General features: G+C 46.9%; 25 protein-coding genes. 8 read left to right on the forward strand and 17 right to left on the reverse strand.

What is annotated here, in order from left to right:
* Positions 1–131 precede the first annotated feature (131 nt).
* Genes IL_RS10935 through srmB form a run of 3 tightly spaced genes read left to right on the forward strand, consistent with a single transcriptional unit; the run spans position 132 to position 3,752 of the window.
* Positions 132–1,622, forward strand: coding sequence for a SulP family inorganic anion transporter (locus tag IL_RS10935; RefSeq protein ID WP_011235357.1), 1,491 nt, complete (start codon positions 132–134; stop codon positions 1,620–1,622).
* Positions 1,623–1,639: 17 nt separating this feature from the next.
* Positions 1,640–2,488 (forward strand): universal stress protein, encoded by an 849-nt coding sequence (locus IL_RS10940; protein WP_011235358.1) that lies wholly within the window; start codon positions 1,640–1,642, stop codon positions 2,486–2,488.
* Between the two features lie 34 nt (positions 2,489–2,522).
* The gene (srmB, locus tag IL_RS10945; RefSeq protein WP_011235359.1) at positions 2,523–3,752 is read left to right on the forward strand and encodes an ATP-dependent RNA helicase SrmB; all 1,230 of its coding nucleotides are present in this window, start codon (positions 2,523–2,525) and stop codon (positions 3,750–3,752) included.
* On the opposite strand, the gene IL_RS10950 is transcribed toward srmB, so the two are convergent.
* From IL_RS10950 to pomA, 4 genes are all read right to left on the reverse strand, one after another.
* Positions 3,749–4,081 (reverse strand): VanZ family protein, encoded by a 333-nt coding sequence (locus tag IL_RS10950; RefSeq protein ID WP_011235360.1) that lies wholly within the window; start codon positions 4,079–4,081, stop codon positions 3,749–3,751. The two genes, srmB and IL_RS10950, sit on opposite strands and share 4 nt — an antisense overlap.
* Before the next feature lie 18 nt (positions 4,082–4,099).
* Complete coding sequence (gene thiI, locus IL_RS10955; protein WP_011235361.1) at positions 4,100–5,551, reverse strand: tRNA uracil 4-sulfurtransferase ThiI; 1,452 nt, start codon at positions 5,549–5,551, stop codon at positions 4,100–4,102.
* A 66-nt stretch (positions 5,552–5,617) separates the two neighbouring features.
* A complete protein-coding gene (locus IL_RS10960) occupies positions 5,618–6,556 on the reverse strand; it encodes a flagellar motor protein MotB (RefSeq protein ID WP_011235362.1) in 939 nt (312 codons plus the stop codon).
* 2 nt (positions 6,557–6,558) lie between these two features.
* The gene (gene pomA / locus IL_RS10965) at positions 6,559–7,326 is read right to left on the reverse strand and encodes a flagellar motor protein PomA (RefSeq protein ID WP_011235363.1); all 768 of its coding nucleotides are present in this window, start codon (positions 7,324–7,326) and stop codon (positions 6,559–6,561) included.
* A gap of 202 nt (positions 7,327–7,528) precedes the next feature.
* Between pomA and IL_RS10970 the strand changes: the two genes are divergently transcribed.
* From IL_RS10970 to dxs, 3 genes are read left to right on the forward strand one after another with little or no spacing between them, the layout of a single operon-like run.
* Positions 7,529–7,765: an exodeoxyribonuclease VII small subunit gene (locus IL_RS10970; RefSeq protein WP_011235364.1), complete on the forward strand. Its 237-nt coding sequence runs from the start codon at positions 7,529–7,531 to the stop codon at positions 7,763–7,765.
* Positions 7,762–8,649, forward strand: a complete 888-nt coding sequence (locus IL_RS10975) for a polyprenyl synthetase family protein (RefSeq protein WP_011235365.1) — start codon at positions 7,762–7,764, stop codon at positions 8,647–8,649. Before IL_RS10970 ends, IL_RS10975 begins: the two co-directional genes overlap by 4 nt.
* A gap of 4 nt (positions 8,650–8,653) precedes the next feature.
* A complete protein-coding gene (gene dxs, locus IL_RS10980) occupies positions 8,654–10,510 on the forward strand; it encodes a 1-deoxy-D-xylulose-5-phosphate synthase (RefSeq protein ID WP_011235366.1) in 1,857 nt (618 codons plus the stop codon).
* A gap of 25 nt (positions 10,511–10,535) precedes the next feature.
* On the opposite strand, the gene IL_RS10985 is transcribed toward dxs, so the two are convergent.
* The 12 genes from IL_RS10985 to IL_RS11040 all read right to left on the reverse strand — a co-directional run bounded on the left by IL_RS10985 (position 10,536) and on the right by IL_RS11040 (position 20,762).
* Entirely contained in the window at positions 10,536–11,018 is a 483-nt protein-coding gene (locus IL_RS10985; protein WP_011235367.1) for a phosphatidylglycerophosphatase A family protein, read from the reverse strand.
* 23 nt (positions 11,019–11,041) lie between these two features.
* Positions 11,042–12,037: a thiamine-phosphate kinase gene (gene thiL, locus IL_RS10990; protein WP_011235368.1), complete on the reverse strand. Its 996-nt coding sequence runs from the start codon at positions 12,035–12,037 to the stop codon at positions 11,042–11,044.
* A gap of 3 nt (positions 12,038–12,040) precedes the next feature.
* Positions 12,041–12,460 carry a transcription antitermination factor NusB gene (nusB, locus tag IL_RS10995; RefSeq protein WP_011235369.1) on the reverse strand — a complete coding sequence of 140 codons (420 nt, stop codon included), beginning with the start codon at positions 12,458–12,460 and terminating at the stop codon, positions 12,041–12,043.
* A 10-nt stretch (positions 12,461–12,470) separates the two neighbouring features.
* Positions 12,471–12,935 (reverse strand): 6,7-dimethyl-8-ribityllumazine synthase, encoded by a 465-nt coding sequence (gene ribE / locus IL_RS11000; RefSeq protein WP_011235370.1) that lies wholly within the window; start codon positions 12,933–12,935, stop codon positions 12,471–12,473.
* A 55-nt stretch (positions 12,936–12,990) separates the two neighbouring features.
* Positions 12,991–13,641: a GNAT family N-acetyltransferase gene (locus IL_RS11005; protein WP_231378593.1), complete on the reverse strand. Its 651-nt coding sequence runs from the start codon at positions 13,639–13,641 to the stop codon at positions 12,991–12,993.
* The gene (locus IL_RS11010) at positions 13,635–14,237 is read right to left on the reverse strand and encodes a 1-acyl-sn-glycerol-3-phosphate acyltransferase (protein WP_011235372.1); all 603 of its coding nucleotides are present in this window, start codon (positions 14,235–14,237) and stop codon (positions 13,635–13,637) included. The genes IL_RS11005 and IL_RS11010 overlap by 7 nt, the downstream gene beginning before the upstream one ends.
* 4 nt (positions 14,238–14,241) lie before the next feature.
* On the reverse strand, positions 14,242–15,126 hold the full coding sequence (locus IL_RS11015) for a DUF3014 domain-containing protein (protein WP_011235373.1): 885 nt from the start codon (positions 15,124–15,126) through the stop codon (positions 14,242–14,244).
* 11 nt (positions 15,127–15,137) lie between these two features.
* On the reverse strand, positions 15,138–15,914 hold the full coding sequence (gene yaaA / locus IL_RS11020; protein ID WP_011235374.1) for a peroxide stress protein YaaA: 777 nt from the start codon (positions 15,912–15,914) through the stop codon (positions 15,138–15,140).
* 33 nt (positions 15,915–15,947) lie between these two features.
* Complete coding sequence (gene secF, locus IL_RS11025) at positions 15,948–16,895, reverse strand: protein translocase subunit SecF (RefSeq protein WP_011235375.1); 948 nt, start codon at positions 16,893–16,895, stop codon at positions 15,948–15,950.
* A gap of 8 nt (positions 16,896–16,903) precedes the next feature.
* Complete coding sequence (gene secD / locus IL_RS11030) at positions 16,904–18,748, reverse strand: protein translocase subunit SecD (protein WP_011235376.1); 1,845 nt, start codon at positions 18,746–18,748, stop codon at positions 16,904–16,906.
* A 28-nt stretch (positions 18,749–18,776) separates the two neighbouring features.
* A complete protein-coding gene (gene yajC, locus IL_RS11035; protein WP_011235377.1) occupies positions 18,777–19,112 on the reverse strand; it encodes a preprotein translocase subunit YajC in 336 nt (111 codons plus the stop codon).
* A 138-nt stretch (positions 19,113–19,250) separates the two neighbouring features.
* On the reverse strand, positions 19,251–20,762 hold the full coding sequence (locus IL_RS11040) for a sigma 54-interacting transcriptional regulator (protein ID WP_011235378.1): 1,512 nt from the start codon (positions 20,760–20,762) through the stop codon (positions 19,251–19,253).
* 143 nt (positions 20,763–20,905) lie between these two features.
* Here IL_RS11040 and IL_RS11045 point away from each other — a divergent pair, with 143 nt between their 5' ends.
* Both IL_RS11045 and IL_RS11050 read left to right on the forward strand, forming a co-directional pair.
* Positions 20,906–21,520 carry a trimeric intracellular cation channel family protein gene (locus tag IL_RS11045; protein ID WP_011235379.1) on the forward strand — a complete coding sequence of 205 codons (615 nt, stop codon included), beginning with the start codon at positions 20,906–20,908 and terminating at the stop codon, positions 21,518–21,520.
* A gap of 2 nt (positions 21,521–21,522) precedes the next feature.
* Positions 21,523–24,870: a PAS domain-containing hybrid sensor histidine kinase/response regulator gene (locus IL_RS11050; protein WP_011235380.1), complete on the forward strand. Its 3,348-nt coding sequence runs from the start codon at positions 21,523–21,525 to the stop codon at positions 24,868–24,870.
* On the opposite strand, the gene IL_RS11055 is transcribed toward IL_RS11050, so the two are convergent.
* A complete protein-coding gene (locus IL_RS11055) occupies positions 24,844–25,494 on the reverse strand; it encodes a response regulator transcription factor (RefSeq protein ID WP_011235381.1) in 651 nt (216 codons plus the stop codon). The genes IL_RS11050 and IL_RS11055 overlap by 27 nt on opposite strands.
* Positions 25,495–25,526 lie beyond the last annotated feature (32 nt).

A 25,526-nucleotide genomic window follows, 5' to 3' on the forward strand; every position in this document is an offset into this window, starting at 1 on the left:
CTACGTGCTGACGCGTATTACGCCACCCTAGCCGTCACTTTCCTGTCACAGGTGCGCAGTAGGCTGTTCTCTGCTTTTCTGGCCATTCCGGCCGCTTTATATTTACGATTAAAATTTGGTGTTATCTATCTATGTTGAAGTCTATCCAGCAGAACTGGTTTTCTAATATACGTGGTGATTTGTTGTCAGGTATTGTGGTCGCTTTAGCGCTTATTCCTGAAGCCATCGCATTCTCTATCATCGCCGGCGTTGACCCTAAAGTGGGCCTGTATGCCTCTTTCTGTATTGCCGTTGTTATTGCTTTTACCGGCGGTCGTCCGGGGATGATATCTGCCGCAACCGCCGCCATGGCCTTGCTTATGGCGTCGCTGGTCAAAGAGCATGGGCTTGAGTACTTGTTAGCGGCCACCTTACTGACCGGGTTGCTGCAAATTGCTGCCGGCTACCTTAAACTGGACGAGCTGATGCGCTTTGTGTCGCGCTCGGTGGTCACCGGTTTTGTGAACGCGCTGGCCATTCTCATTTTTATGGCACAGCTGCCGGAGCTGACAAACGTCACCTGGCATGTCTACGCAATGACAGCTGCTGGCTTAACCATTATTTATGGCTTTCCTTACATACCTTTCATTGGAAGAATACTGCCGTCGCCGCTCATCTGTATTGTCACTTTGACCGTTGTTGCGGTTTTCTTAGAAATGGACATTCGCACCGTTGGTGATATGGGTAAATTGCCGGACACCTTGCCTATTTTCCTATGGCCTGACGTTCCGTTAAACTTCGAAACCTTAGCTATTATCTTCCCTTACTCGGCGGCACTTGCGGTTGTGGGCATTCTGGAGTCATTAATGACAGCGACTATCGTTGACGACCTAACCGATACCCCCAGCGATAAAAACCGCGAATGTAAAGGTCAGGGCGTTGCGAATATCGGCGCAGGTCTGTTAGGCGGAATGGCTGGTTGCGCCATGATTGGTCAGTCTATTATTAATGTGAAATCGGGCGGTCGTACACGGTTGTCTACATTAACTGCCGGTATCTTCCTGCTGATTATGGTTCTGGTTCTGGACAAACTGCTGGTGCAAATTCCTATGGCCGCACTGGTTGCCGTAATGATCATGGTCTCTATTGGTACCTTCAGTTGGAGTTCCATTAAGAACTTAAAGAAACATCCGCTGTCCACCAATATTGTCATGGTTGCAACAGTTGCGGTCGTTGTCGCAACACATAACCTGGCTTATGGTGTATTGGTTGGTGTGCTGTTGGCCGCTATGTTCTTTGCGAACAAAATTGGGCATTACCTGTACATTAAGTCAGAGATTGACTCTGACGGCATAAAACGCACTTATCGGGTCATTGGTCAGGTATTTTTCAGCTCATCTGAAAAGTTTCTTGGCGCATTTGATTTCAAAGAAGGGGTTGAGCAGGTTGTCATCGACCTCAGTCAGGCCCATTTCTGGGATATCACCGCCGTCGATGCACTTGACCGTGCTGTAGTAAAATTCCGCCGTGAAGGTGCTGAAGTGGAAGTTATAGGGCTTAATGAAGCCAGCGCGACCATCGTTGATCGCTTTGGCGTACATGACAAACCCGACGCTGTCGATAAGCTGATGGGCGGGCACTAATGGAAAAGGATTTAATAATGAAACATGTTGTTGCTTGTATTGATGGTTCTGCGTCAACTCAATCTGTCTGTGATTACGCCAGTTGGGCAGCATTACGCTTACAAACGCCATTAACGCTTTTTCATGTTCTGGACGAAGCGCGTTACCCCACCGAGACTAATATGACAGGTAACATCGGCTTAGGTAGCAGAGAGGCTCTGCTCGAGCAGTTAGCCGAGCTTGATCAGCAGCGCAGCAAGTTAGCCTTAGAGCAAGGCCACCACATGCTGGAAAGTGCCAAATTACGCGCGACACAAAGTGGCGTCGAACATATCAACTTACGCCAACGACACGGCGACCTGGCAGAATCCTTATTAGAAGTTGAGGATTCAATGAGACTGCTTGTTATGGGTCTCCACGGCGAAGAGACGACCCGTACGAACCGCGTTGGCAGCCAACTGGAAACCGTTGTAAGAACAATGCACAGACCTATTCTGATTGCGCCTGAAGAGTTTACAGAACCTAAAAATGTGATGTTAGCATTCGACGGCAGTGATTCTTCCCGTAAAGGTATTCGCATGCTTGCGGAAAGCCCTATTTTCAGAGGCCTTCCGTTACATTTGGTTATGGTCGGAGCTGATACCAACGACAGTCGCGCGTCCATCGAAGCAGCATCTAACCACTTGCGGGAGCTGGGACATAATGCGCGATTTGAAATACGCTCAGGCGAAGTTGAGCCTGCACTTCATGCGTACCAGGAAGAGCACAATATTGACCTTCTGGTGATGGGAGCTTATGGTCACTCGCGTATTCGTCAGTTTTTAGTAGGCAGCACCACAACTAGCCTGCTACAGACAACTAACTCCGCTTTATTGCTGCTACGTTAATTGCAGCAAACAAGACGATTTCAAGGAAAATAACATGACGCCAGACTGGGAAGAGTTTGATCTCGATGACCGCTTAATTGCGGTTCTTCGCGATGCTGAACTGAACAAACCAGCAAAAGTACAACAACAGAGTATTCCTGCCGCCCTGGATGGTCGCGACTTACTTATTAGTGCACCGACCGGAACAGGTAAAACTTTGGCTTTCCTGCTGCCGGCACTGCAACATTTGCTGGATTTCCCGCGTCAACAACCGGGACCAGCTCGTATACTGGTGTTGGCTCCAACCCGCGAACTGGCTGAACAAATCCATGAACAGGCTAAACAGTTTGAGGCCAAAACCGGGTTAACCTCTGTGGTTGTCACCGGAGGCATCAACTATGGTTCGCAGCTGTCGGTATTAGAGAAGACACACGACATACTGGTTGCGACACCGGGTCGACTAATGGACTTACTTGAAGCCGAACAGTACAACCTGGAAGGCATTGAGTGGCTGATTATTGATGAAGCCGACCGAATGCTGGATATGGGTTTTGCCGCAACGGTAAAAGAAATGGCTCTGCAGGCACGTCATCGTCAGCAGTCCTTGCTACTGTCAGCAACGCTGAATAGCTCCGGCGTGATTAAGTTTTCCCGCGAGTTATTAACCGAACCCGAGTACATTGATGTGCAGCCTCCCAAACGTGAGCGCGGTAAAATTCTTCAGTGGGTTCATTTAGCGGATACCGACGAACATAAGCGTAAACTGTTAATGAGCGTGCTTCAGGCGCACCCCGGGCGGCAGTTTGTCTTTGTCAGAACACGTGAACGCGTAGAGCTTATTGCAAACTTTCTGCGCAGCCAGTTTGGTACCGGCCGTAAAATTGTGACACTGCGGGGCGATATGCCGCAAAGTGATCGTCAGCGCATTATGAACGAGCTTAAACAAACGACGGAAATTACCTTAGTTGCTACTGATATTGCAGCGCGAGGGCTGGATGTAGACGACATCACTTTGGTGGTTAATTATGACCTTCCTAAGCAAGCTGATGTTTATCTGCACCGAATTGGGCGCACAGCCCGCGGCGGACAAAAAGGAACGGCCGTATCGCTGGTAGAAGCACATGATGCTTTACTACTGGGCCGTGTCGAGCGTTACCTGGACGCCAAACTAGACAGACGAACTATTGAAGGGTTAAAACCTCAATATAAGTTTCCGTCGACAGAAAAGTCCCGCTCGAAGAAAAAAGTGAAGAAGAAAACGGATAAAAAGAAGAAGTCGCGTTAACGCGACTTCTTGCTTAGTAAATGGTGCAAAATAAAATAAGCTACAACGCCACTGGCATCCGCTAACCAATCGTAAACATCGGCACTACGGCCAGGCGCATAAGACTGGGCTATTTCTATTAAAAAGCCGTAGCAAACTAAAATCAGTAACGACAGTTTAGCCGACAACGCAAAAGCTCTGTGAAACGTCAGTGCTAAGACAAAAAAGATTCCAAAGTGAACCAACTTATCCAGATGCGGAATGCTCTGAGCTCCGGTACTTGGAAACTGCCACAAAAACAGAAAGGTGGCTGTCGATAACACAACAAAAAATAGGGCTCTTGCCAGCATAGTTTACTTCTCTCTAAATTAGGGCTTATAAACCGATACGTTGTTATAACCATTTTCGTGCAATAACAAAGCCTGCATCCGGCTCATAATTCCTTGATCACAGTACAGCAAGTATTCCCGGCTTTGATCCAGTTCAGCAAACTGAGAGGCTAACTTGAAAAATGGAATTTCAATAACCTCAACTTCTACTGACAAGGGTGCTGCTTCAATTTCTTCATCGTTTCGAATATCTATGATGGTTGTGTCGGTACTGAGTTCCGTTGTGGTATCCGGCAGCGCCAGTTCTGCGTCTGTTTGCGTCGCTATATCCTGCATGCTCAGTACGTTTGACGCCCGTACCACCTGATCGAGTAAATCTTTGTTAAGCTTCGCTTCTTCGGCTTCGATAACCGCCGGAATGGCTTTAACCGTGGGCTTATTAGAAATAACGCCACAATATTCAGGAATGGATTTAGCCAATGGTTCGGTGCCAATACGCTTTGCCTCGTCCACAATTTCCTGTTTGTCTTTGGTTATTAGCGGGCGTAAAACTAATGCCGATGTAGCTTGATCGATCACCCTCAGATTAGACAGGGTCTGACTGGATACCTGCCCCATAGCTTCACCCGTTACCAGCGCCTGCGCTTTCACATAACGAGCGACTTTATCCGCAGCCCGCAGCATTTGCCGTTTTAGCACAACACCCATCTGGCCGTTATCGACATTTGTCAGAATGTCATCAACAATAGGGGCAAAATCAACACTAATAAACTTAATGGGGTGCGAGGAGCTGTAGCGCTTCCACAAATAATAGGCTATTTGACGCACCGCCACTTCATGGGCGTCGCCGCCTAAATTAAAAAAGCAAAAGTGAGTCCGCGCGCCGCGCCGGATAAAATCATAGGTTGCAACGCCAGAATCAAAACCACCACTTAACAATGACAGTACGGTTTCCTGAGTAGGAATAGGAAAACCACCTAAGCCATTCACTCGCTCCCCAACCAAGTGAACAATCTGATTAGTAATTTGCAGCGCAATGTCCAGGTCCGGATTAGAAAGGTTTACAGAAGTATCCGGAACACGCTCCAGCAAATAGCCACCAACATAGCGTTCTAACTGCTGTGAATTAAACTCGTGGTTACCTTTACGTTTAACCCGCATAGCAAAACTTTTTCCCGGTAAACGCTTTAACCAGTGCTCACCAACTAACTCGGCAATAGCATCAAAATCGGTTAGCGACCGCTCTATAACTTCGGCAAACCAGGAAATACCGGGGGTGTTTTGCAGAATCTCTTTGATTTCACTACGCACCTGAGAGTCGTCGCCATCAGCAGAAACTTCGATGCGATCCCACAGCCATTTGACGTATATCGAGTCATCGACCGGAGCCAGAATTTTACGCAGGTTATTGGTCAGTACTTTACCGTAACGCTTACGAACAGAACGGCTTTTAATGGTAATTTCAGCGTGCAGGCGAACAACAAACTTCATAGCTAAATCGTCAAGTCTTTAGGAAAGTGGGCAATTATACGTGTCCTGCCCGGCAGAAACCAGCGCTCAGTCTATTACATCAACCGGGTCAGATTCTGCCGCTTTACCTTGCATTATCGATATTTCAACACGACGGTTTCGCTTGCGGTTTTCTTCCGAGTTATTCGGCACCAATGGCTTAGTATCCGAGTAACCCATAACCACCAGACGATCTTCGCTAAAGTCATCCACTTTCAGCATTTCTTCTGCAACCGCAACCGCTCGCTTACTGGAGAGATCCCAGTCCGATGAGTAGATTTCCGATACCAGTTTTTCATTATCACTGTGGCCAGAAATAGTGACCTCACCCGGAATATCTTTCAATGCCCCGGCAACCTGCTGAATAATAGGCCGGAACTGCGGCTGTAAAAATGCCGAACCTTCAGGAAATGAGCCTTGTTCACGTATGCGAATAATAATTTGCTGACCGTGCTGCTCAAGCTCAATAGTGCCAGCTTTAATCTCATTCTCAAGCTGCCGCTCGATACGACGCATAAGCTCCTTAGATACCTGCGTCATAGCTTCAGTATTTTCCGCTTCTGCCTCTTTTTGGTCATCCGCGCTGTCGGACTCCTGACCGCCCCGCTCGGTTTGCTGACCACCGGCAAAGTCGGACTCACCTTCCTGAAATTCCAGCATCTGCTGCGTCATTTCTACGGTCTGCTGCTGGATAGTTTCAATGGGCGTTGGCTCTGGCCGCCCGGGACGGAACTCCTGAGCGATAACACTGGTACCCTTAGGAATGTCTTTCACTTCAATTTTATTTTGCACACCTAAAGCGTACTTCATTGAACCGGCTATTTGCTTAAACTTCAGCACGTCCATTTCGGAGAAAGCCAATAACAGCACGAAGAAGCACATGAGCAAGGTCATGAGATCGGCAAAGGTTGCCATCCACATAGGCAATCCCGGGGGCGGGCAATTGCAGTCCTCTTGTTCTTCGTCTCTGACTTTCTCTGAGGCCATAACTACTCGTCCTCATCCTCGTTACCAATACGCTTAGATTCAGCTAAGTAATTACGTAAAATACCTTCAATGACACGAGGGTTCTGACCGTCCTGAATACCTAAAATGGCGTCCAGTATCAGTTGCCGGTTCAGCTTTTCCTGTTCGGCCCGTAGCAATAACTTATTCGCGATAGGAATGGCAATAACGTTGGCTAAAAAGGCACCATAAAGGGTGGTTAACAAAGCAACGGCCATGGCTGGGCCTATCGCTTTGGGGTCATCCATATTAGACAGCATCGCAACCAGACCAATCAGGGTACCAATCATACCCATAGCCGGTGATACATCGCTCAGTATTTTGAATACCCGGGCGCCCTCTTCATGGCGGGCAAAGCTCATTTTTATATCTTTCGACAAGGTTTGGCGGACAACTTCGGCATCGTGACCGTCAACCAGCATGTCTACGCCTTTACGAAAGAATTTGTTCGGAATTTCCGCTTCTTCAAGCGCCAGAAAGCCACCTTTACGCGCCGAGTCAGCCATCTCAACAGCCGTATCGATAAGCTCTTGTGGATGTTCAATTTTAAAGAAAAACGCCTTAACGACCACTTTCCCCGTGCCCAGAAACTGGCCCAGAGAAAAGTTCGCTAAGGTTATAAATAATGAACCGCCGAAGACGATAAAGAACGATTGGGTATCTAAAAACAGGGTTATGTCCCCACCCAGAACCATAGCAACGACGACAAAGCCGATGGCCCCTATAATTCCTAAGAGCGTTGCTATATCCACTCAGCCTTCCTCCCCGATTTGAGTTTTCATTTATGCTGTTGTGCTCATTCTTAAACAATCGCGTCGCGCTTACAAGCGACATCTGTTCATCTTACACAGGAATAATGAGATCATCGGCTGACATTCAGGATTCTTTATCGGATAATTAACTTTCATTCTATTAGCAATGCGGCTCATAACAGATTTTAAGGCAGACTTAGCTATGGCAGACGAACAGAAACAGCAATCTTTCGAACAGGCTCTGGAGCAGCTAGAGCAACTGGTTAATGAACTGGAACAAGGCGACTTACCGCTTGAGCAATCGCTGAAAAAATTCGAACAAGCCATTGCCTTGTCACGTTCCAGCCAGCAACAATTGCAGCAGGCTGAGCAAAAAGTGACAACTTTGTTGGCTGAACAGCAATCTGGAAATGATGAAAGCAATGGAGAACTGATGTGACGATTAACTCGTTAACAGCAGCAACACGAGAACAAGTCGATTCATTCTTAAAGCAAGCGCTCGCGCAGTTAACCCTGAACCCGCGTCTGAACCAGGCCATGCAGCACGGAGTGTTAATGGGCGGAAAACGTATTCGCCCCTATCTGCTGGTGACCGTTGCCGATATTTGTGGCGCCAATAAGAATGACGCTCTGCAAGCCGCTGCCGCTGTTGAGTTGATACATGCTTATTCTTTAATTCATGACGACTTGCCAGCAATGGATGATGACGATTTACGCCGTGGTCAGCCGACTTGCCACATTGCTTACGACGAGGCGACAGCGATTTTAGCCGGAGATGCGCTACAGACACTGGCTTTCGAAGTCTTAACCGAAAACCGTATGGAACAATTACCCAGTGAACGACAGCTGCAATTAGTTCAGGTACTGGCTAAAGCCAGCGGTGCCCGCGGCATGTGTGCAGGTCAGGCAATAGACTTACAGGCAACAGCTAAAATCGTCACTGAAGACGCACTAGAGCAAATGCATTTAAGTAAAACCGGCGCGTTGATAACCGCCGCCGCCACTATGGGTGTATTGTGTGGTAATGACAATGCGCAACAATGGCGGGAAAAGTTTGAGCAGTTCGCTCATTATCTGGGGCTGGCATTTCAAGTACAGGATGATATCCTCGACGTAACAGGTAATACTGAAGCTCTGGGCAAACCTCAGGGGTCAGATACCGCGTCTGAAAAATCAACTTACGTGCGTTTGCTCGGTATTGAAGGTGCTCAGCAACGCCTGCAAAACTTACACCATAAAGCACTACAGTCGTTAAGCGATATCCCTTACAATACAGACAGACTTGAACAATTTTCCGACTTGCTGTTAAAGCGGGACCACTAACTGAATGACTCAACAATATCCGTTACTTGATAAAATTAACTCCCCCGCTGACCTGCGCCGTTTACCGCGGACGCAATTGCCGGAACTGTGCGCAGAAATTAGACAGTTTTTATTAACCTCAGTGAGCCAAAGCAGCGGCCACCTCGCGTCAGGTTTAGGCACCGTAGAGCTTACGGTTGCCCTGCATTATGTGTATCACACACCAGAAGATAAGCTGGTTTGGGACGTTGGCCATCAGGCTTACCCACATAAAATTCTGACCGGGCGTAAACAACGGTTGCACTCTATTCGTCAAAAAGACGGGCTTCACCCTTTTCCCTGGCGCGAAGAGAGTGAATACGATGTGCTCTCAGTCGGGCATTCAAGTACGTCTATATCAGCAGCGTTAGGCATGGCGGTAGCAGCGCAAAGGCAAAGTCTACGACAAAAAGTCGTCTCTATTATCGGCGACGGTGCAATGACCGCCGGTATGGCATTTGAAGCCATGAATCATGCTGGTGATATAAAACCAGATATGTTGGTGGTGCTGAACGACAATGACATGTCTATTTCAGAAAACGTTGGTGCTCTGAACCATCATTTCGCCCGCCTTTTATCTGGTCGTTTTTATACCTCGCTGCGGGAAGGCAGCAAAAAATTACTCAGCCCGCTGCCTCATATTCGTCATTTTGCCAGCCGTGCCGAAGAGCACATGAAGGGCATGATGGCACCGGGCACTATTTTTGAAGAGCTGGGATTCAATTACATAGGCCCGATAGACGGCCATGATGTTGATACTCTGGTTGATACGTTATCGAACATGCGCAGTTTAGGCGGTCCGCAGTTGCTGCACATTGTGACGCAAAAAGGCAAAGGTTACCGACCTGCAGAGAGAGATCCTATTGGTTACCATGGCGTGCCAAAGTTTGATCCCAAAGAGTCCAGCCTGCCTGAGAAAGCACCGGGTATTCCCAGCTATTCTGAAATTTTTGGCCAATGGCTGTGCGATACCGCAAGTAATGACAAGTCGCTAATGGCAATAACACCGGCGATGCGTGAAGGTTCCGGTATGGTGACGTTTTCACAGCAATATCCACAACAGTACTTTGACGTGGCTATAGCTGAACAGCACAGTGTGACTTACGCAGCGGGCCTGGCTATTTCAGGACTGAAACCGGTTGTCGCCATTTACTCCACCTTTTTACAGCGCGGTTATGATCAGCTCATTCACGATGTCGCTCTGCAAAACCTTGATGTGCTCTTCGCCATTGACCGTGCCGGTATTGTCGGTGCCGATGGCCCCACTCACCAGGGCGCATTTGACTTAAGTTACCTTCGTTGCATACCTAATATGGTGGTAATGGCTCCCAGTAATGAACAAGAGTGTCTGGACATGCTAACCACCGGGTATCAGTACAAAGGTCCGGCAGCAGTTCGTTATCCCCGTGGAGCCGGTGTTGGTCTGGAGCTTCGTAAGGGTAAAGTTATTGATATAGGAAAAGCTCAAACCCTTACTGAGGGGCAGAATATTGCTTTCCTTAATTTTGGTACCCTGCTGCCGGAAGTGGAAGCAGCGGCAGCCAAATTTAATGCCACCGTTGTCGATATGCGTTTCATAAAACCTCTGGACACAGCTTGTCTGGACCAGTTAATGACAACCCATTCAGTGCTGGTAACTGTAGAGGAAAATGTCATAGCAGGCGGCGCAGGCGGTGCCGTGAGCGAATACGTAGCCCAACACAAAGCAAGCCCGCAAGTGTTAACAATAGGCTTACCGGACGAGTTTATTAAACATGGTTCGCAAGGTGAAGTTCGTGCCGAACTGGGTCTGGATGCCGCAGGTATTGAGCGGCAGGTGAATGACTTTATAAAAAAAAGCTGAAGTATATGGCAAGGTCAGGTTTGCTTTAGCCCAGCAGACCTGACAACCACCAACCTAAATGCAGTAATACTGCCGAGAAAATACCCGCCAGCACGTCATCCATCATAATACCGTTACCGCCACTTAGCTTTTTATCTGCCCAGCCAATTGGACCTGGTTTCCAGATATCAAAAATGCGGAACAACACAAACGCCGCCAGCAACCAAAATGGCTCTACAGGCAGTGCGAACATGGCAACGGCATAGCCAACTATTTCATCCCAGACAATTGAAGGGTGGTCGTGTTCCCCCATTGCCTTAGCGGTATACTGGCATATCCAAATACCGGCCAGCGTCATTACCACCAGAGCCAGCAAATATTCCCACCAGTTAAGTGGAGCTAATAAAAAAACGGCCGGAATACCAATAAGTGTTCCAAAGGTACCCGGCGCTTTAGGAGCAAGACCGGAGCCAAAACCCAACGCAAGCCAATGTATGGGGTTAAACCATGAAAGTTTCGCATGAGACATGGACTAGTGGCTCCTTAAATCTCTTATTTACTGGCTTCGTTCTGCGGAAAGTGATTAAAGCTACTATAACCCTCAGCCAGTAACCAGTCTTCGCCATTATAGCGCAACTGAATGTCACCGGATTCACCGTTCGCTACGCGACCAATACATACCGGTCGGGTCTTAAGGTGCGTGGTTAAGGTTTCCATACGCCCCCGATGTTCCTCGGGCAAGGTAAAGCAAAGCTCGTAGTCGTCTCCGGCGGTCAAAGCCAAAGCAAGTGCGTCATCCACCTGAAGTGTTTCGGTTAACGCCAGTGACAGCGGCAGCTTTTCCAGTTCCAGTTGCGCCTGAGTGCCGGCTTCTGTCATTAAATGCCGTAAATCGGCCAGCAGACCGTCAGAAATATCAATGCAGGAACTTGCTACGCCTCGCAGACTTTGCCCTAAAGCGACTCTGGGGGTGGGGTAATGCAGGCGCTCTATCACCTGCTGCAAATGTCGTCCGGTTGTGCTCACTTTATTTTGCGTAACCTGCAAGCCTAGGCCAGCATCACCTAAAGAGCCGCTGACATAAATCCAGTCGCCCGCCTTTGCCCCGGAACGCGGTATCGCGCTGCCCGAAGGCAGTTGTCCATGAGCTGTAATAGTTATTGTCAGCGGGCCTTTGGTTGTGTCGCCGCCAATTAACTGGCAATCGTAATAACTGCAAATTTCATCCAGGCCACCACTAAATTCCTGTAGCCAGTCTTCGTCCATACGAGGAAGCGTCAAAGCCAGACTGATCCAGCACGGCTGAGCGCCCATAGCCGCTAAGTCGCTTAAGTTCACGGCAACACTTTTATGACCAATAGCACGGGGTGGCGTGGTCATATCAAAATGCACACCTTCAACCAGAGTATCGGTAACAATGACCAGGTCATGCTCAGGCATTGGCCGGACAACAGCGCCGTCATCTCCAATGCCCATAGCAACATCGCCCCGTTTTGCGGAGCGATGAGTGAAGTATTCATTAATTAGCGAAAATTCATCGCGGGGCATAAGTTACTGCCTGGTTGGGCGGAAAGTGTCTACTGCTTTATCGAGTACGCCGTTGACAAAACGATGGCTTTCATCGGCACCAAAAGATTTAGCCAGCTCTATTGCTTCGTTGATAGCCACTTTATAGGGTACATCAACGCGTTCACGCAACTCATAAGCCGCCAGTCGAAGAACAGCCAGTTCAATAGGGTCAAGCTCTTTAATCGGTCTGTCTAAAAAAGGTTCCAGCGCTTCATCCAGTGTCCGGTAATGCCCGCCAACACCACGGACTAACTCTAAAAAGTAGTCAACGTCCACTTTGCTGGTGTCATTTTCCGTTAAAAATTGAGCCTCAATATCGCTAAAGCTGTTTTGCGATAGCTGCCATGAGTAAATTGCTTGCACGGCCAACTTGCGGGCCTTTCTTCTTGCTGCGGGTTTCATTTGAAGTATCTCAGAGTTGTTTCAGTACATTGACCATTTCAAGCGCGCTTAATGCGGCTTCCGAGCCTTTATTTCCGGCTTTAGAACCACTGCGCTCAATGGCTTGTTCCAGCGTATCGGTAGTGATAACACCAAATGCGACAGGTAAATCAAACTCGGTCGCAACCCGGCCTAAACCACTATTACATTCACCGGCAACAAACTCGAAGTGTGGTGTTCCACCGCGAATAACCGCACCGACCGCAATAATTGCGTCATACTTACCAGAGCTGGCCAGACGTTTCGCCGTTACCGGCATTTCATAAGCACCGGGAACACGCACAACGGTTATATCGTCGTCCGCTACTTCGCCATAATGCTTTAATGTCTGCACAGCACCGTCTAATAAGCTTTCAACCATAAAATGGTTAAAGCGAGAAACGATAATGGCAAACTTTTTACCAGCCGCGTTTATTCCACCTTCAATTACCTGCATGAGTTTTCCTTATTAACCGTTCGTTAATTGCGCGCGATCATAGCACAATGTGGGGCTATTTGCGTGAAATTGAGTAGGAGAAATACCTTTCCTGGGCATCTAAGTCACGACCCAGCGAGCGGGCACTACTGCTTTCCAGTAGCTGCAAAGCCGTTTCGTTATTTTCTGATACCGGAAACAGCACTTGCCGCCAGGGCCAACTTGCTTCCAGCCAGTCTTTTAAAAGCACAAAAAAATCGTTATGCAAGTTATCGTCAATGGCCGATTCTAAAAGCCACCAACTGACCTCAGCATTATAAGCACTGCGTGAAATGCCGTTTCTTTCTTGTCTACTGGCAGCCACCGGTACCATATAAACGGCTCCAATAATGGACTTATCTGCCTTATCAATCACCAAATAAGTAAAAGCTGTTTGCGCTTTTGCCTGCTCCAAGTGGTAATTCACCATGGTTTCGTTTTGCTGAAGAGTGCTTTTTTCAGATGGCCAGGACCATCCCAGTCGCTTATAAAGCCACTTCTGCGACGTCATATAGCTGTGAAAGAAACGCTCGGCATCGGAGCTTTTAAGAGGACGAATAATTAAGCTATTACCTTCGGCATATTCGGGGACAACCCATTCTTTTTGCCAGAAGTCTGCTGCTACTGCCACATTAAATAGCGGCAGTATTAACAGGAGCAGAAAACTACGAAAAAGCGTTCTCAACACGCTTCTCCATGCTTACCGTGCGCATGCTCAAAATAAGATTTAACCCGGGCGAGCTCTTTTTCCAGTTCATCGCCAATCATCAGCGCGGGGCCTATATCGATAGCTTTACGTGCATAGTCAAAAGCTATGGGGACAACAGGTACACGAGCTTGCTGTGCCATATGTAAAAAGCCTTTTTTCCACTCTTTTACACGCTTTCTTGTGCCTTCAGGAGTTATCACTAGAATCAGTTCATTTTTCTCCCGAAACTCCCTCACCATATTTCCAACAACACCATTTGCGCTGCTTCTGTCTATGGGGAGACCGCCCAGTTTGGTTAACAAACCTTTCAGCGGAAAACGGAACAGACTGCTCTTAGCTAAATAATTCAGCTTTAACCCCATAGCTAGCATGACGCAGGCTCCAACCGGGAAGTCCCAGTTAGATGTGTGCGGCGCAACCGGAAGAATCGCCTTTCTCACGTGAGGCATTTCGCCATTAATTTTCCAGCCGCCCAGTACACGTAAGCCCAAACGACCTACCCAGCGCAAAAACCGGTTATGGCTAACAGGGAATTCGCCTTTAACAAATTCCGGAATTACTTGTTTATCGGTCATAAAATTACTGTAGTACCCGTCTTATCTCGCGTAATTTTTCTTTCACTCGCTTAATGTTTTCAGGGCCCATGCGAATCAGTTGTTTCTGCGCTGCAGGCAATGACTCATAAGACTCGTTAGCAAAAGTATACATAACGCTGTCGTCTTTTACCTGAACCAATCCCTCCGGAACCGGAGTATCAAGCATAACATTAATGGCTTCTATCAAGGTGTCATCAAAGTCTGACTCCGGATAGCCAATTTCTGCGTAGGCTTCTTGCACTAAAGGCTTAAATAACTCATAGTTTTCTGCCAGTGCGTCAGGTTGCAAACTTACAAACCAGTCAACTAAAGCGTCGTATCGGCGATAGCTGCTTTCATCAATATAGAGTTCACCATCTACCTCCAGCACACTAAAACGACCGTCGGGACGCTGAACAATAGTACGTTCACGAACAATGCTGCCGTTGCTGATATTGTCCATCAGCACAACTGCGTCACGAATAATCTGAGAGCTTTTTAATGGACGAATGTTAACGTCGGTTGAGTCAAGATTCTGAAGCACCGTTGGTGTGCTATTGTCCAGCTCTGGCAAGGCAATAGGTTCGGGCTCAGGTTCAGCAGGCTCTTGTTCCGGTTCAGATTCTGGTTCGGTTGGAATCGGTTCTGGCTCAATTTCAGGCTCAGGTTCTTCAGACTCTTGTTCATAACCCTCAACCTGAACTTCTGTTGATTGCTGCTGATCAACCTCTACCGTTTCGGTTTGTTGCTTCTTGTCTTCAGAAGCCGGCAGCCACCACCATACTATGGCAGCGATAACCGCCAGCACAATAAGCGTAACAACAACCCAAGTCGTTTTGCGACTCGCTTCTTCTGTTGCCGTTGATGTTTCAACCTGATCGTCACTCATTGTGCGCTCCTTTATTTTTGCTCAGCACGACAAAAAACCAATTGTTTATCGCTGGACATAGCTTCATTGAAACTATAGCCATTTGCATCGAATTCTTTTAGATCAGACACGGATTTTGGCTTTTGGTTCAGGATAAATCGCGCCATTAGTCCCCGCGCCTTCTTGGCATAAAAACTGATGACTTTATATTGACCATTTTTTTCATCTTTAAACACTGGAGTAATAATATCTGCATTAAGCACTTTTGGCTTGACCGCCGAGAAATACTCATTAGAAGCTAAGTTCACTAAAGTTGAGCTACCCAGCTCAGCTAAGTCTTTATTGAGCATCTGCGTAATGCTATCGCCCCAGTATTCATATAGGTTTTTGCCCTTTGGATTATCCAACTTGGTACCCATTTCTAATCGGTAAGGCTGCATCAAATCCAGTGGCCGTAAAACACCATAAAGACCAGACAAAATCCGCAATTGTTTTTGTGCCGTACCTATGGCCTCTGAATTCAGGCTGGCAGCATCTAATCCGGTATAAACATCACCGTTAAATGCATACATAGCCGGGCGTGCATTGTTTTCATTAAAAGGCCGTTGCCATTCCTCAAAGCGAGCCGCATTCAAACCCGCCAGCTTGTCGCTAATTTTCATTAGCGACCCGAGTTGTTGCGGGCTTAATTGCCGACAAACCTCAACCAGTTCTTCGGCGTTATCCAGCAACCGTGGCTGAGTAACATTCAGTTCCGGTAAATCACTTTCGTAATCCAGGTTTTTAGCAGGTGAAACAACGGCCAACATGTCTATGCACTCCATTCAAATTATACCGTAAGACTAACCCAGCGGATCTTGATCCGCGCCTTCTTTTTCCACTTCTGGCGGCATTAAGTCGTCTCGGCTAACACCAAATTTCAGGGCCACAGAACTTGCGATATAAATGGATGAATAAGTACCAATAACCACACCAAATAATAACGCTGTAGCAAAACCATGAATTAATGGCCCACCCAGGAAGAACAAGGTCAATAACACCAGTATCGTTGTTATTGAAGTAATTAACGTTCGACTCAGCGTATCGGTTAATGCCCGGTTAACAGTTTGCACTGGGGTTAACTTAGCAAACTTACGGAAAGTTTCCCTAATTCGGTCGCAAACCACCACCGTATCGTTAATTGAGTAACCAATAACTGCCAGCAAGGCCGCTAAAACCGTTAGGTCAAACTCTAACTGCAATATGGAGAACAGCCCTAAGGTTAAAATGACATCGTGCGCTAACGCTGCCACAGCACCTACCGCTAAACGCCATTCAAAACGCATCGCAATGTAAAGTAGAATACAGATTAAAGCGGTTAGCATAGCCAACCCGCCCTGCTCTATAAATTCGTCGCCCACATTTGGGCCAACAAATTCTATACGACGCATTTCAACGGTTTGGTCAAACTCGGTGCGCAGAGATTCAAGTATTGTGGTACCCAGCTGCTCCGCTTTTACTCCTTCCCGAGGCTCCAGACGAATCAGTATCTCTTCCTGCGAGCCGTAGTTTTGAACTACTGCGTCACTGAACCCTTCTTCATCTAATGCACCACGAACACGACTTAAATCTGCCGCGCTATCAAAGCCAACTTCAAGTAAGGTTCCGCCAGTAAAGTCCAACCCAAAGTTGAGCTTATTGACTGACAACGAAACTATGGAAGCCACTACCAGTACTGCACTGATAATGCCCATAATTCCGCGGAAGCGCATGAAGGGAAGTCGTTCATCGGTTTTAATTATCTCTTGCATGGCTCCCCCTAAATAGACAGTTTAGACAGCTTTTTGCCGCCCCAAACTGAGTTAACAATGGCACGGGTTCCGACTATCGCAGTAAACATGGACGTTATAATCCCGATAGCAAGAGTGATAGCAAAGCCTTTAATAGGGCCATTACCAATAGCAAACAAGATAAGCGCCGCAATCAGCGTGGTTACGTTCGCATCGGCAATGGTCGACAAGGCACTGTCATAGCCGTGATGAATTGCCTGTTGAGGGCTTCGTTTGGCTTTTATTTCTTCGCGTATGCGCTCGAAAATAAGCACATTAGCATCTACTGCCATACCAACTGTCAGTACAATACCGGCCATACCCGGTAAGGTCAGCGTTGCTCCCGGAATCATCGACATCACGCCAATAATAAGCACCAGGTTTGCTGCCAGAGCACAGTTGGCAACCAGACCAAACTTTTTGTAGTACAACAACATGAAGGCAAGAACTAAAACAAAGCCCCAAAAAATAGCCTGAGTACCAGCATCAATGTTCTGCTGACCTAAGCTTGGCCCGACGGTACGTTCTTCGACAATTTGAATAGGGGCAATCAATGCGCCAGCGCGTAATAGTAACGCCAAATTTTGAGCTTCGTTTGCGCCCACACCAGTAATACGGAAGTTACTCCCCAACCGCGATTGAATAGTCGCAACGTTAATCACTTCGGCATTTTTAGTGAACTGTAAGTTACCTTCTGCGTCGCGCTCATCTGTTGCTTTATATTCAATAAAGACCGTTGCCATCGGCTGACCAACATTGTCTTTAGTTGCTAACGACATCTTGTTACCACCAGCACCATCCAGGGTAATATTAACCTGCGGGCGGTTGTATTCGTCGTAACCAACACCTGCGTTAACAATATGGTCACCAGTCAGAATAACGTCTTCTTTCAGCAATTGAGCTGGACCGTCGCGCATTGGCATTAACTCGCTACCAAAAGGTACCCGACCGTTCTGGGCGTCGCGCACATCGTTCTCGGAATCAACCATACGGAACTCCAGCGTTGCTGTAGCCCCTAAAATCTCTTTCGCTCTTGCTGTATCCTGCACACCAGGTAATTCCACCACAATGCGGTTTGAGCCCTGACGCTGGATAACCGGCTCGGCAACACCTAATTCGTTAACCCGGTTACGCATAATGGTAATATTTTGAGATACCGCGTAATCGCGTGTTTCAGCAAGCTTCTGCTCGCTCATCTGTAGTTGCAGCAGTTGGTTTTCATCGTCTTCCAGAAGCGTATACCCCTGATAACGACCATCCAGATAGTTGGCAGCTTCTGCATAAGCTTCTTCATTACGAAGCTCAATTTCAACCGTCGTGTCATTAACACGAACAGCGCTGTAACGAATACGTTCTTCACGCAGTTCGGCACGAATCGTGTCCTTCATACCATCGACAATTTTACGAACGGCTTCGTCCATGTCGATTTCCATCAAGAAGTGTACACCGCCACGTAAATCCAGCCCCAGTTTCATTGGCTGAGCACCAACACTCTTCAACCACTCAGGAGTTGCGGGAGCAAGGTTCAGAGCGACTATGTAGTTATCACCTAAACTCTCCAGGATACTTTCCCGGGCTTTTAACTGCTCATCATCGGAATTCAGTCGAACTAAAAGCTGCTCTTCTTCTAAAGCTATACTTTTAGCTTGTATGCCAACGTTTTCCAGGCTGCTCTTTACGCGATCCATGGTGCTGGTATCGATGGTCGCATTTCGGTTTGCGGAAATTTGAACTGCTGGATCTTCGCCGTAAATGTTTGGCAGCGCATAAAGCGCTGCCACCAATACGACCAAAATAACCAGCAGGTTTTTCCACAACGGGTATTTATTTAACACGTCGTGCCCCTGTTTCTAATGTCAGAGATTAGAGAGACTTCATTGTTCCTTTCGGAAGAACGGAAGTCACAGAACCTTTCTGAATGGTTACTTCAAGCTCGTCAGTCAAAGCAATAACGAGAAAGTCTTTGTCTTCGCTTACTTTAGTGATTTTGCCGACCAAACCACCTTGAGTCAGCACTTCATCACCCTTGCTCAAAGCACCCATCAGCTCTTTATGCTGCTTGACACGTTTTGCTTGTGGACGATAAATCATGAAGTAAAAAATTAACGCAAACATGACCAGCATGAAAATCAGTTCCATACCACCACTGCCTTGGCCGCCAGCGTCTTGCGCGTATGCTGAGCTAATAAAAAAGTCCATAAAATTCCCTCAGTTAATTTAAATTTATTATTAAATTTCGGATAACCATCTCACGATATGGGGACAGTTACTCCAGAATGCAATTCAATTTTTCTAAGGCGGCTATACTATCAGAAAGTTTAACGCCGCTCAGTATTATCAAATATCATATCCCAAACTTTTAAGCCGACGCCGTAAACCTATTTGAGACACTTGCAAATCCCACATCATTTTTTCAGTATCGGAACGGTTCTGTTCATAACTCTTTTTAATCTCTTCTTCGGATAAATCCTGCGCTGTACGAACCCCTTCAAAGCGCTGAATAAGCTGATATACCGATGCCCGTGAGATGCCCAGAGCTTTTGCTGTAGCCTGTAGCTCAAACCGGCAGCTACGCAAGGTTTCCAGTAACTCATCTCGACTAACACTGTTGGGCTTACGATGAACGCTGGTTTCATCTTCCCAATGCCCGGGGTTGCTCGGCTTAAGCATAGATAAAAGTTGCGGGTCAAGGTGCAGTTGCTCTTGCTCACGGCTATCAATAACGACCTGCCGCGCTACGTTGCGCAACTGTCGTACATTACCCGGCCAATGAAAGGTCAGCAGCTGGCTCATCAATTCACCAGGAATTTTGACATCATGAGAGCGGTCAGCGTAAAGCTTACGCCACTGCTCACGTACAAAATAGTCGAATAACAAACCAATATCTTCGCGACGTTCGGTTAATGGCGGGATGAACAACTGATAAGCTGAAAGCTTTTCAATTAGCATGGACAGCGTTGAATTCTCTTCAAAGCCACGAGAGTCCTGATGACTGGTCAGCATAATACGGCAAGTAATTGGCAGCGTTTCCTCTGTACCAACAGGTACTACGGATTTACTTTGTAGAACGGTATAAAGCAAACGATGTAAGCCCGGCGAGGCATCCTCGATGTCTTCCAGCACAATAGTACCGCTACCGGCTTGCTCAAAATAGCCAGGTTGCCGGCTACCGCCTCGATAGCTACCAAATAATTCAGCTTCTGCGACTGCATCATGTATGGCAGCCAGATTAACACTAATAAAAGGTTGTTCCCGACGTTCGCTGGCCTGATGAATTGCGTAGGCCGCCTGTTGTTTACCCACTCCGGCAGCACCTCTAATCATAACAGGCAAGTCCATCCCGGCCAGTTGAGCAACGCGATTCCGAATGGCACGAATATCCGAGCTAATACCAAACAGCACATCGTTGTCATCTACCGAGGAGTCTTGCAGCGGCAATAACTTTAAAAGTAAAACGATGCGGTGGTTTAAGCCAATAACGACACCGTTATCCAAGTCACTTTCTTTTAGAATATATTCGTCCTGAGCACCACGTCCGGCAATAGTTACTGTTGTTTTGGTGCTATGCGCCTTTAGCTTAATACGGCCGCCTGATTCGCGCTGAAAAATGATTGGAGAACGGCTGATAAATTCATCAAGCAATGCTCTGCCAGCATTACCATTTTTGGCAAACTCAGGCTTTATCCTGCTTAGGTAGTCACTTCCTTCATTGTACAAATCCATTAACGCTGCGCGTTCACCAATCCGCGACCGATCAGGATGCGCTGCGATCACTAACATTGGAACTCGCTGATAGCTACTAACGAGATCGTCAACTACATGTTTTGTCGTGTATTCGGTTGCACTCATTTTGCTGTTCCTTAGCCCAACAGCAGCTTTTAAATTGGTGCCATCATAAAATTATGACGTCTAAATAGCCAATCAATTTGTGCTGGGAATCCATAAAGGTTAATGACAAACTAAGCCATACCATTGCTACTTTTTGATGACTCATGGAATTAATATTTTACTGGACAGACCATGCCGGTGTCGCGGTTTTTGCGGTAGCCGGTACGTTATTAGCGTTTCGCAAAAAGATGGATGGTTTTGGTGTACTCGTTTTAGCCTCAGCAACAGCAATTGGCGGCGGTACAACGCGCGACCTCATTCTTGGGTTACCGGTTTTCTGGACACATGACCCTGTCTATCTGTACACCATAATTGTCGCCGCCCTGCTCACTATTATATGGCTGCGGTTCAGAGCCTATATTCCTATGAACACACTAATGGTTGCAGATGCTATTGGTCTGTCGTTTTTTGCGACTATGGGCGCGGAGAAAACGCTATCAGCGGGGTTTCCGCCCTTTATCGCTATCATCATGGGCACTATATCGGCCTGTTTTGGCGGCATGTTGCGTGATGTTCTGGCACGCGATATTCCAATGGTCTTAAAAAGCGAACTGTACGCCACCACCTGTATTATCGGCGCTACCGTTTATGTCCTGATTGTGCCCTATCAACCTTTAATAGCATTAGCTGCGGGCATGACCTCAACTTTGCTCATTAGACTTGGAGCAATCAAGTTTAACTGGTCACTGCCCGTGTTCCGGGATCATCAGGACCATTAGTTATGTTGAGTATTGAAGTCACCGTTTTTGCTGCAATTGCTTATTTAACGATTCTATTCAGCATTGCCTATCGCGGTGACCGCGGCGCATCAAACCGAGTAAGGCCTTATCGTTACTCATTAGCCCAAGGGGTGCATTGTACTTCTTGGGCTTTTTTTGGAACCATCACTCAGTCTGCTTATTATGGCTGGGCTTTTGCGCCGACTTATGTTGGCGCTATTATCGTGTTTATTCTGCTCCACAGCTTACAGTTGAAACTTCTCAACTACTGTAAACACCAGAATATCACGTCAATCGCTGATCTTATTGGAACACGCTATGGCAAGTCTCCCGTGTTGGCTGGAGTTGTCGCTATTACAGCCTTTATTGCTGTGGTGCCGTATATTTCTCTACAACTCCGAGCGGTAACCTCAAGCTTTGCCACTGTTACGGGCTTTGATACTAACCCTTCATGGATATTTGACTTATCATTTCTGGTTGCCTTAACCATGATTGGTTTCGGGTTTCTCTTCGGTACACGTCGTTTGAGCCTGGCAGAACAACACTCCGGCTTAATGGATGCCATTGCTTTCGAATCTCTGGTGAAACTAGCGGCTTTCATTATTGTGGGTTTATTCGCCAGCTATACTGTGTTTGATGGCCTGGCAGACCTTTTTCAAAAAAGCTTCGAAACACAGCATACTCAAGACGTTTTAGCAGGACGAGAATACGGTGGTTATGTCTTCGCCGTGCACATGTTATTGGGTGGCCTATCGATGTTTTCTCTACCACGTCAATTTCACGTTGGTTATGTCGAAAACACACATTCAGATGAATTGAAAACTGCCCGTTGGGCTTTTCCTTTATATCTCTTCGCGATTAACTTTTTTATATTACCTTTGTCTTTAAGCGCCTTACATCTGGCTCCGGAGCTAGCAAATCAAGATACTTTCATGCTGGTAATACCCTTGATGATGGATCGCCCGGATATAACCCTTATTGCTTTTATTGGTGGGTTATCAGCCGCCACTAGTATGGTTATTATTGCCTTACTGGCATTGAGTATTATGGTTTCAAACGATGTTGTCATGCCCATTTGGCTGCGTATGACCCGGCAGAAACTACGGCAATTCAGTTTCACCCCAACCCGAATCCTCTCCATTAGAAGGATGACGATGGTTGTGGTCATGTTTATGGCGTACTTATACTATCAAGCCACCATTGAATCTATGCCATTAGTGAATTCCGGTCTTTTATCTCTAGCTTTATTAACCCAACTTACACCAGCGATACTCGCCACCGTATTATGGCGTAGTGCAACTCAAACCGGAGTATTAGTGGGACTGGTAGTTGGCACTGCGCTCTGGGTCATACTATTACTCGTTCCATCTATTGGACTACAACCACAAGTTACCGATATAGATATTGCCAATGGCGTGCTGATAAGCCTGGGCGCAAACCTCATCTGCTTTTGGTTGTTTTCTTTAATTAGTAAGAACGTTCAGACTGACCTACAAAGCATTCAAAGCAGCGACGACTATGAACAGCAACCCAGCCTCACTTGGGCCCGGTTACGCTCACTCTTGTCCAGGTTTTATGACGACCGGCAATTAGCTGCTATTCAACGGCGTTTAAGAATGGATCTATTAACTCCGGAAGGTCAGTCTATGGTGCCAGCCCCTATGTTAGTGCGTATCGAACGCGAACTATCGGCTGTCATCGGAACTTCGGCCAGCCGCTTGTTACTGGATACCGTATCTGAGCAACAAGAATTTCCAGTATCCCGTGTGGTTGACTGGGCCACAGAAGCTTCCAAACTCTATCAGTTTAATCGCGAACTGTTACAAGCTTCGGTAGAAAACATTCCGCAAGGTATCAGCGTCGTAGATCAAAAGCTCAGATTAGTCGCCTGGAATAGACGGTATCTGGAAATATTTGATTACCCCGATGGTTTAGTTCGTGCCGGTATGCCGGTTGAAGAACTATTGCGTTATAACGCCCGCCGCGGTCTGCTGAGTAACTCACAAAATACTGATGTAGAGGCAGAAATTCAAAAGCGTCTTAATTTTTTGCGTACTGGCAGTACCTATCATTATCAGCGTCAACAAGGTGAGTTAACTGTCGAACTGCAGGGAAGTCCAATGCCAGGTGGCGGCTTTGTTACAACCTACAGTGACATCACTGAGCGAGTGGAAGCACAAAGGCAGTTGCAAAAAATCAATCAGGAGCTTGAAGAACGAGTTGATGAACGCACACAGCAACTATTGTCAGCTAAAGAAGCAGAAGAAAAAGCTCATGAAAGTAAATCTCGCTTTTTCGCAGCAGTCAGTCACGACTTAATGCAGCCGTTTAATGCCGCCAGTCTATTTTGTGAAATGCTGCAATCCCGATTACCTAACGAATATCTACCCTTAGCAGTCAATATTCAACGTTCTCTTGATCACGCCGAAGAGTTGCTCACCATGCTGCTCGATATGACAAAACTCGATGCGGGAAATCTGAAACCTGATTATCAGGAATTCTCTATTGATCAGGCGCTCTTACCCTTGGTTGAGCGTTATCAGGCTATGGCAAAAGAAAAACAACTGCGTTTTCACTACCACAAAAGTTCCGCTTTAGTAAAAACCGACAGGAAACTGCTCAACCGCATTATTCAAAATCTCCTTTCTAACGCTTTGCGTTATACTCAGCATGGCCGCATTGTCTTGGGCTTCCGCCGACACCAGCAACACTTAACAATATGCATTATCGATACCGGTTCAGGTATTCCTGAACATAAGCAAACAGAAATATTCCGAGAGTTTCATCAATTGCAGTCCAGCGGAGACAATCCAGGCCTAGGGCTTGGCCTTTCTATTGTTGAGCGTATGTGCAGGCTGTTGAGAATTGACTTGAGTTTGTCCTCCACGCTGGATAAAGGAACTGCTTTCAGCCTAACTTTGCCTGTAATCGGCTGGCAAAAGGAACCTCAGCCAGTCGTTATAAAAAACGACTCAGTTGACGAAAAACTATTGAAAGATATGCGAGTTTTAGTCATTGATAACGATCCCGGTGTATTAAAAGCAACCGCAGGTTTATTGACCGACTGGGGTGCCGAAACGATGACCGCAAGCAGCTTTGATCAAGCCAGGAAGCACCCACCCTGCGATCTTATTTTGGCCGACTATCATTTAGACAATGGTAATACAGGAATTGAATTAGTCGTTAGCATCAGAAAACTATGGAACAGCAATACGCCAGCTATCATCAACTCAGCTGACCCCGATGAGCTATTACGGGAGCAAGCATTAGAGGCCAATGCTTACTTTATTCCCAAACCCCTGAAAAGTGGAGCTCTCAAACGGTTACTCAAGCGTATCCGGCGTATCTAGCATTTGACGAAAAAGAATACCCGCCTGAGTGCGGTTAACGCATTTAAGTTTACGTAAGATAGCCGATGCATGTTGCTTAATCGTCGTTTCCTGAACTCCAAGCTCATAAGCTATTTGCTTGTTCAACAAGCCGTCTGCGATACATTGTAAAACTTTAAACTGCTGCGGCGTCAATTGCTCTAGCTTATTGGCGAAGTCGCTCATTTCAACATCTGGCTCGGTTAAACTTACGGTACGCATAGATTCCGGTAACCAGTTATCTCCCGATAAAACGGTCGTCACTGCCGTTTGCCATTCAGGCAATGGAACCGATTTGGGGATATAGCCGCTGGCTCCCAGTGCCATAGCTTGACGTATGACTCGGGTATCTTCGTTAGCAGAAACAATAACAACCAGAATATCAGGGAATTGACTTCGTAAAACGCTAAGGCCAGTTAATCCCCGGTTGCCAGGCATAGAGAGATCGAGGAAAACCAATTCAATTTGAGGAAATTGTTGCAGTTGCTGCTCTAGCTGGGAGAAACTAGATGCTTCAATAATATCACTTTCTAAACTCTCACTTAGAGCCTGTTTCATTGCTGCCCTGAAAAGTGGGTGGTCGTCAGCGATAATTGCTCTGGCCATACTTCCTGCCGCGGTTAATTGATGTCTCATAA

The sequence above is a fragment of the Idiomarina loihiensis L2TR genome, from assembly GCF_000008465.1.
In the GTDB taxonomy this organism is placed as follows: domain Bacteria; phylum Pseudomonadota; class Gammaproteobacteria; order Enterobacterales; family Alteromonadaceae; genus Idiomarina; species Idiomarina loihiensis.

Excerpts from the sequence above, each read along its gene's own strand:
- IL_RS11015 (WP_011235373.1), bottom strand. The coding sequence starts at position 15,126 with ATGAGTGACGATCAGGTTGAAACATCAACGGCAACAGAAGAAGCGAGT.
- IL_RS11010 (WP_011235372.1), bottom strand. The coding sequence starts at position 14,237 with ATGACCGATAAACAAGTAATTCCGGAATTTGTTAAAGGCGAATTCCCT.
- IL_RS11050 (WP_011235380.1), top strand. The coding sequence starts at position 21,523 with ATGTTGAGTATTGAAGTCACCGTTTTTGCTGCAATTGCTTATTTAACG.
- IL_RS10935 (WP_011235357.1), top strand. The coding sequence starts at position 132 with ATGTTGAAGTCTATCCAGCAGAACTGGTTTTCTAATATACGTGGTGAT.
- srmB (WP_011235359.1), top strand. The coding sequence starts at position 2,523 with ATGACGCCAGACTGGGAAGAGTTTGATCTCGATGACCGCTTAATTGCG.
- secF (WP_011235375.1), bottom strand. The coding sequence starts at position 16,895 with ATGCAAGAGATAATTAAAACCGATGAACGACTTCCCTTCATGCGCTTC.
- yajC (WP_011235377.1), bottom strand. The coding sequence starts at position 19,112 with ATGGACTTTTTTATTAGCTCAGCATACGCGCAAGACGCTGGCGGCCAA.
- IL_RS11045 (WP_011235379.1), top strand. The coding sequence starts at position 20,906 with ATGGAATTAATATTTTACTGGACAGACCATGCCGGTGTCGCGGTTTTT.
- IL_RS11040 (WP_011235378.1), bottom strand. The coding sequence starts at position 20,762 with ATGAGTGCAACCGAATACACGACAAAACATGTAGTTGACGATCTCGTT.
- yaaA (WP_011235374.1), bottom strand. The coding sequence starts at position 15,914 with ATGTTGGCCGTTGTTTCACCTGCTAAAAACCTGGATTACGAAAGTGAT.
- dxs (WP_011235366.1), top strand. The coding sequence starts at position 8,654 with ATGACTCAACAATATCCGTTACTTGATAAAATTAACTCCCCCGCTGAC.
- IL_RS10985 (WP_011235367.1), bottom strand. The coding sequence starts at position 11,018 with ATGTCTCATGCGAAACTTTCATGGTTTAACCCCATACATTGGCTTGCG.
- ribE (WP_011235370.1), bottom strand. The coding sequence starts at position 12,935 with ATGCAGGTAATTGAAGGTGGAATAAACGCGGCTGGTAAAAAGTTTGCC.
- IL_RS10940 (WP_011235358.1), top strand. The coding sequence starts at position 1,640 with ATGAAACATGTTGTTGCTTGTATTGATGGTTCTGCGTCAACTCAATCT.
- thiI (WP_011235361.1), bottom strand. The coding sequence starts at position 5,551 with ATGAAGTTTGTTGTTCGCCTGCACGCTGAAATTACCATTAAAAGCCGT.
- IL_RS10970 (WP_011235364.1), top strand. The coding sequence starts at position 7,529 with ATGGCAGACGAACAGAAACAGCAATCTTTCGAACAGGCTCTGGAGCAG.
- IL_RS10950 (WP_011235360.1), bottom strand. The coding sequence starts at position 4,081 with ATGCTGGCAAGAGCCCTATTTTTTGTTGTGTTATCGACAGCCACCTTT.
- nusB (WP_011235369.1), bottom strand. The coding sequence starts at position 12,460 with ATGAAACCCGCAGCAAGAAGAAAGGCCCGCAAGTTGGCCGTGCAAGCA.
- IL_RS11055 (WP_011235381.1), bottom strand. The coding sequence starts at position 25,494 with ATGGCCAGAGCAATTATCGCTGACGACCACCCACTTTTCAGGGCAGCA.
- IL_RS10960 (WP_011235362.1), bottom strand. The coding sequence starts at position 6,556 with ATGGCCTCAGAGAAAGTCAGAGACGAAGAACAAGAGGACTGCAATTGC.
- thiL (WP_011235368.1), bottom strand. The coding sequence starts at position 12,037 with ATGCCCCGCGATGAATTTTCGCTAATTAATGAATACTTCACTCATCGC.